The sequence below is a fragment of the Streptococcus oralis genome (assembly GCF_001579025.1).
In the GTDB taxonomy this organism is placed as follows: domain Bacteria; phylum Bacillota; class Bacilli; order Lactobacillales; family Streptococcaceae; genus Streptococcus; species Streptococcus oralis_X.
Genome location: NZ_KQ970235.1, coordinates 469,277 through 474,516 on the forward strand (window position 1 = coordinate 469,277; position 5,240 = coordinate 474,516).

Genomic DNA, 5,240 nt, shown 5'->3' on the forward strand with positions numbered 1-5,240 from the left:
CCGCAGAAGTTCCTAAAAAATAATATAATAAACGGTATTCTTCTTTTGTCTGTGGTATAATAAAAGAAAAAACTTGCACCAAAAAGCAAGGGGGGAATAAAGATGGAAAAGCGACAAGATAGACGGTCTCAGGACTCTCTTTATGGGGTGTGGAGAACTAGTGTTGATTTCTTTCGGAATTATAAATCCTGGACCAATGCCCAGTTTATTATTGTGTTATTGCTTGCAGTTGCCTTATCTATGGGGGGGAACTTATTAGTTCGAGCAGTACAAGGTAGTAAGGGAACGAGTCCTAGTAGTCAAACTCTTGATTCTGCAAGTACTTCCAGTCAATCCAAGGAAAATCAGTCTGGTGAAACGACGGCACGTATCATGGCGAATGGTGACCTTCTCTACCACATCCCCATCTACCGAACAGCTCTGAAAGAAGATGGGACCTATGATTTCCATGAAAATTTTGAGTATGTAAAACCCTGGCTCAAACAAGCTGATTTAGTAATTGGTGACTTTGAAGGAACGGTGAATAAGGACCACTATTTGGCAGGTTATCCTCTCTTTAATGCACCAGGGGAAGTCATGGATGCGATCAAGGATGCAGGCTACCAAGTTCTAGACTTGGCTCACAATCATATTTTGGATTCTCAAATTGAGGGAGTGGTTTCAACGGCTCAAGCTATTGAAAAGGCTGGAATGACACCCATCGGAGTCTACACACATGAATCCCGTGACCAAGCCCCTATAGTCATCAAGGAAGTCAATGGTATCAAGGTAGCTCTACTGGCCTATTCCTACGGTTTTAATGGCATTGAGCAGTATATCTCTCAAGAGGACTATAATCGCTATCTTTCTGATCTGAATGAAGATAAGATAAAGGCAGAAATCGAGCGTGCGGAGAAGGAAGCGGATATTACTGTCATCATGCCTCAGATGGGAATTGAGTACCAGCTAGAACCGACGGAAGAACAGAAAACACTGTACCACAAGATGATTGACTGGGGAGCCGATATTATCTTTGGAGGGCATCCTCACGTCGTTGAACCTGCTGAAACAGTTGAAAAAGATGGTGACAAAAAACTGATTATCTACTCCATGGGGAATTTCCTCTCAAATCAACGCATTGAAACCATGCAAGATGAGGAAAATGCCAAGTGGACGGAGCGCGGTGTTCTCATGGATGTGACCATTAAGAAAAAAGATGGCAAGACTAGGATTGACACGGCCAAAGCGCATCCTACTTGGGTCAATCGAACACCCAAAGGGACTTACTCTCCAGAAGGCTATCCGCTTTTCCTCTATCAGACCTATATCCTAGAGGACTTCATCGAGGGAGGCAGTCATCGTGACAAGTTGGACGAGGCGACCAAAGAACGAATTGACACGGCCTATAAAGAAATGAATGAACATGTAGGGTTGAAGTGGTAGGTGCTCACCCTAAAGGAGATATGATGACGATTAAATTGATTGCAACAGACATGGATGGAACCTTGCTAGACCAGAGAGGTCAGCTGGATCTGCCCCGCTTGGAAAGGATTTTAGATCAGCTGGATCAAAGGGATATCCGTTTTGTCATTGCAACGGGGAATGAAGTCCACCGTATGAGGCAATTACTGGAGCACTTGGCGAGTAGAGTAGTTCTAGTCGTTGCCAATGGGGCGCGTATTTTTGAAAACAATAGACTGATTCAAGCGCAGACCTGGGATGATGCTATGGTTGACAAGGCTCTCCTTCATTTTAAAGGGAGAGAGTGCCGAGATCAGTTTGTCGTTACCAGTATGAATGGGAGTTTTGTCAAGGAAGGAACGGTTTTTACAGATCTGGAAAAATTTATGACTCCAGAGATGATTGAAAAACTTTACCAAAGGACAAATTTTGTGGATGAGCTAAACTCAGACCTCTTTGGAGGAGTTCTAAAGATGAGCATGGTCGTTGGTGAAGAACGTTCTAGTTCAGTTTTGCAGGAAATCAATGACCTCTTTGATGGTCGTGTAAGGGCTGTTTCTAGCGGTTATGGCTGTATCGATATCCTGCAGGCTGGGGTTCACAAGGCTTGGGGATTGGAAGAATTACTCAAGCGCTGGGATTTGACATCAGAACAAATTATGGCTTTTGGTGATAGCGAAAATGATGTTGAGATGTTGGAGATGGCTGGAATTGCCTATGCTATGGAAAATGCTGATGATGAGGCCAAGGCAGTTGCAACTGCCCTAGCTCCAGCTAACAGCCAGGCGGGGGTTTATCAGATTCTAGAAAAGTGGTTAGAGAAAGAGGGATAGGGTGGCAGTACAGTTATTAGAGAATTGGCTCTTAAAGGAGCAGGAAAAAATTCAAACCAAGTATCGTGAATTGAATCAAGTATCTGTTCTAGAACCAGATATGATTTTTATCGGCGATTCGATTGTAGAATACTACCCTTTGCAAGAGTTGTTTGGGGTTGCCAAGACGATTGTTAATCGTGGCATACGAGGCTATCAGACGAGATTGTTATTAGAGAATTTGGATGCCCATCTTTATGGTGATGCTGTCGATCAAATTGTTCTCCTAATAGGAACAAATGATATTGGAAAAGATATTCCCATGAATGAAGCCTTGGATAATCTTGAGCGTGTAATCCAATCGATTGCCCGAGAATATCCGCTGTCACAAATAAAGCTCCTTTCCATTTTGCCAGTCAATGAGGGAGAGAGATACAAGCAGACTGTTTATATCCGAACCAATGAAAAGATTAGAGAATGGAATCAAGCCTATGAGGCTCTAGCATCCGCCTATATGCAGGTAGATTTTGTGCCGATTTATGATAGTTTGACAGATTCAGAAGGACAACTTCAATCAGCCTATACAACGGATGGCCTCCATCTAAGTGTATCCGGTTATCAAGCCTTATCAGAAGCCTTAAAAGGGTGTCTTTTCTAAAGAAACGGCTTGATTTTGCATTTTTTTTGAAGATAGGTTATAATAGTTCTAACATCCTGGGGTCGTTACGGATTCGACAGGCATTATGAGGCATATTTTGCAACCCGTGTGGCGACGTAAACGCTCAGTTAAATATAACTGCAAAAAATAACACTTCTTACGCTCTAGCTGCCTAAAAACCAGCAGGCGTGACCTGATTTGGATTGCTCGTGTTCAATGACAGGTCTTATGATTAGCGAGATACGATCAAGCCTTGTCTAGTGGTTTGATAAGAGATTAATAGACTCGCAGTTCCTAGACTTGAGTTATGTGTCGAGGGACTGTTAAAACAATACATAACCTATGGTTGTAGACAAATATGTTGGCAGGTGTTTGGACGTGGGTTCGACTCCCACCGGCTCCATATATATTTCGTATTCTTTCGCAAACCTTTCTAAAACGTTGATAAATCAGCGTTTTTATTTTTTTCTTTTTTATTATTTAGCATTCTTTTTCAAAAAAAGGATACAACAAAGGATACAACATGTTGCTGTATCCTAGAAATCAATATAATTCGCAAAGCGCTCTCCAATTAAAGTAGTGTTCTTTTACTTGTTAAGTTGTAGATTTTTGCAAATGAATATTTTAGGTATGATAAATAAAATAAAACTGCATCGAAGTGCAGTTTTTCTTTTTTCTACGGAAGACATGGGATTCGAACCCACGCACGCTGTTACACGCCTACCGCGTTTCCAACACGGCCTCTTAAGCCTCTTGAGTAATCTTCCAATACTTACTAAAATAGTCTACCATAAAGCCTCTTATCTTGCAATAAAAATTCTGGAAATAAGAAAAATGATAGAATTTGACAGAAAATGACAAAAAATGCTTGACTTTGGTAGAGATTGTGCTAGAATGAATAGTGTAAACGATAACAGGAGGTGATTTGGTGTTAAAAACTGAGCGGAAGCAACTGATTTTAGAGGAATTAAATCAACATCATGTAGTTTCCCTAGAAAAATTGGTTAGTCTATTAGAAACATCAGAATCGACAGTACGAAGAGATTTGGATGAGTTGGAGGCAGAAAACAAGCTTCGCCGTGTACATGGTGGAGCAGAATTACCTCACTCCTTGCAGGAAGAAGAAACCATCCAAGAAAAATCTGTCAAAAACCTTCAAGAGAAGAAGCTACTGGCTCAGAAAGCTGCCTCTCTTATCAGGGAACAAGATGTTATCTTTATCGATGCTGGAACGACAACTGCTTTTTTAATCAAGGAATTGGTTAATAAGAATATCACAGTTGTGACCAACTCCATCCATCATGCGGTTCAGTTGGTTGAAAAACAGATTCCAACTGTCATGGTTGGAGGGAGTGTCAAGATGGCAACAGATGCATGTATCGGTGGTGTTGCTCTTAACCAAATCAATCAATTGCACTTTGACCGTGCCTTTATTGGGATGAATGGTGTAGACGATGGTTATTATACGACTCCTGATATGGAGGAGGGAGCCGTTAAGCGTGCTATTTTAGAGAATGCCAAACAAACCTATGTCTTAGTCGATTCGTCTAAGATTGGACAAACTTGCTTTGCCAAGGTAGCACCACTTAAACGCGCTATTGTCATCACAAGTCAAGGGCATGAGCTCTTGCAGGCTATTAAGAAGAAAACGGAGGTAATAGAAGTATGATTTATACAGTCACACTTAATCCATCCATAGACTATATCGTGCGCTTGGAGCAAGTTCAAGTCGGCAGTATCAATCGTATGGATAGTGATGATAAGTTTGCTGGTGGGAAAGGAATCAATGTTAGCCGTGTTTTGAAGCGCTTGGATATTCCTAATACTGCGACTGGATTTATCGGAGGTTTTACTGGTAAATTTATCACAGATACTTTGGCTGAAGAGCAAATTGAGACACGTTTTGTTCAAGTAGCAGAAGATACTCGTATCAATGTCAAGATTAAAGCAGACCAAGAAACAGAAATCAATGGAACGGGTCCAAATGTGGAACCGGATCAGCTAGAAGAGTTGAAAGCTATTTTGTCTAGTTTGACCGCAGAAGATACGGTTGTGTTTGCAGGTTCGAGTGCTAAGAACCTAGGCAATGTTATCTATAAGGATTTGATTGCCTTGACACGCCAGACTGGTGCGCAAGTCGTTTGTGATTTTGAAGGACAGACCTTGATTGATAGTTTAGACTACCAGCCACTTTTGGTGAAGCCAAATAATCACGAACTGGGAGCTATCTTTGGAGTTGAACTCAATAGTTTAGATGAAATTGAGAAATACGCGCGAGAGTTACTGGCTAAAGGTGCTCAAAACGTTATTATCTCTATGGCTGGGGACGG

The 5,240-nt window shown here is 41.5% G+C and carries 5 protein-coding genes, 1 tRNA gene and 1 other RNA gene; 6 read left to right on the forward strand and 1 reads right to left on the reverse strand.

The genetic code is table 11. From position 1 onward, the window contains the following. The first annotated feature begins 102 nt into the window (after positions 1-102). The 4 genes from SORDD27_RS09575 (at position 103) to ssrA (ending at position 3,316) form a co-directional block, all read left to right on the forward strand. Entirely contained in the window at positions 103-1,422 is a 1,320-nt protein-coding gene (locus SORDD27_RS09575) for a CapA family protein (protein ID WP_081103327.1), read from the forward strand. Positions 1,423-1,445: 23 nt separating this feature from the next. Then, positions 1,446-2,273, forward strand: a complete 828-nt coding sequence (locus tag SORDD27_RS02145; RefSeq protein ID WP_061427063.1) for a Cof-type HAD-IIB family hydrolase — start codon at positions 1,446-1,448, stop codon at positions 2,271-2,273. A 1-nt stretch (position 2,274) separates the two neighbouring features. Beyond that, complete coding sequence (locus SORDD27_RS02150) at positions 2,275-2,910, forward strand: SGNH/GDSL hydrolase family protein (protein ID WP_061427065.1); 636 nt, start codon at positions 2,275-2,277, stop codon at positions 2,908-2,910. A gap of 58 nt (positions 2,911-2,968) precedes the next feature. Further along, positions 2,969-3,316: a transfer-messenger RNA gene (ssrA, locus tag SORDD27_RS02155) on the forward strand. A gap of 273 nt (positions 3,317-3,589) precedes the next feature. Here ssrA and SORDD27_RS02160 read toward each other — a convergent pair. Next, a tRNA-Ser gene (locus tag SORDD27_RS02160) sits at positions 3,590-3,677 on the reverse strand. Between the two features lie 161 nt (positions 3,678-3,838). Between SORDD27_RS02160 and SORDD27_RS02165 the strand changes: the two genes are divergently transcribed. Together SORDD27_RS02165 and SORDD27_RS09580 are read left to right on the forward strand one after the other, a co-directional pair. Continuing rightward, positions 3,839-4,579: a DeoR/GlpR family DNA-binding transcription regulator gene (locus tag SORDD27_RS02165; RefSeq protein WP_061427067.1), complete on the forward strand. Its 741-nt coding sequence runs from the start codon at positions 3,839-3,841 to the stop codon at positions 4,577-4,579. Beyond that, a partial coding sequence (locus SORDD27_RS09580) for a 1-phosphofructokinase (protein WP_081103376.1) occupies positions 4,576-5,240 on the forward strand: 665 nt, incomplete at its 3' end. The genes SORDD27_RS02165 and SORDD27_RS09580, both read left to right, overlap by 4 nt.

Bases quoted from the DNA above. Each gene is read 5' to 3' on its own strand.
- SORDD27_RS09575 (WP_081103327.1), top strand. From the start codon at position 103: ATGGAAAAGCGACAAGATAGACGGTCTCAGGACTCTCTTTATGGGGTG.
- SORDD27_RS02145 (WP_061427063.1), top strand. From the start codon at position 1,446: ATGACGATTAAATTGATTGCAACAGACATGGATGGAACCTTGCTAGAC.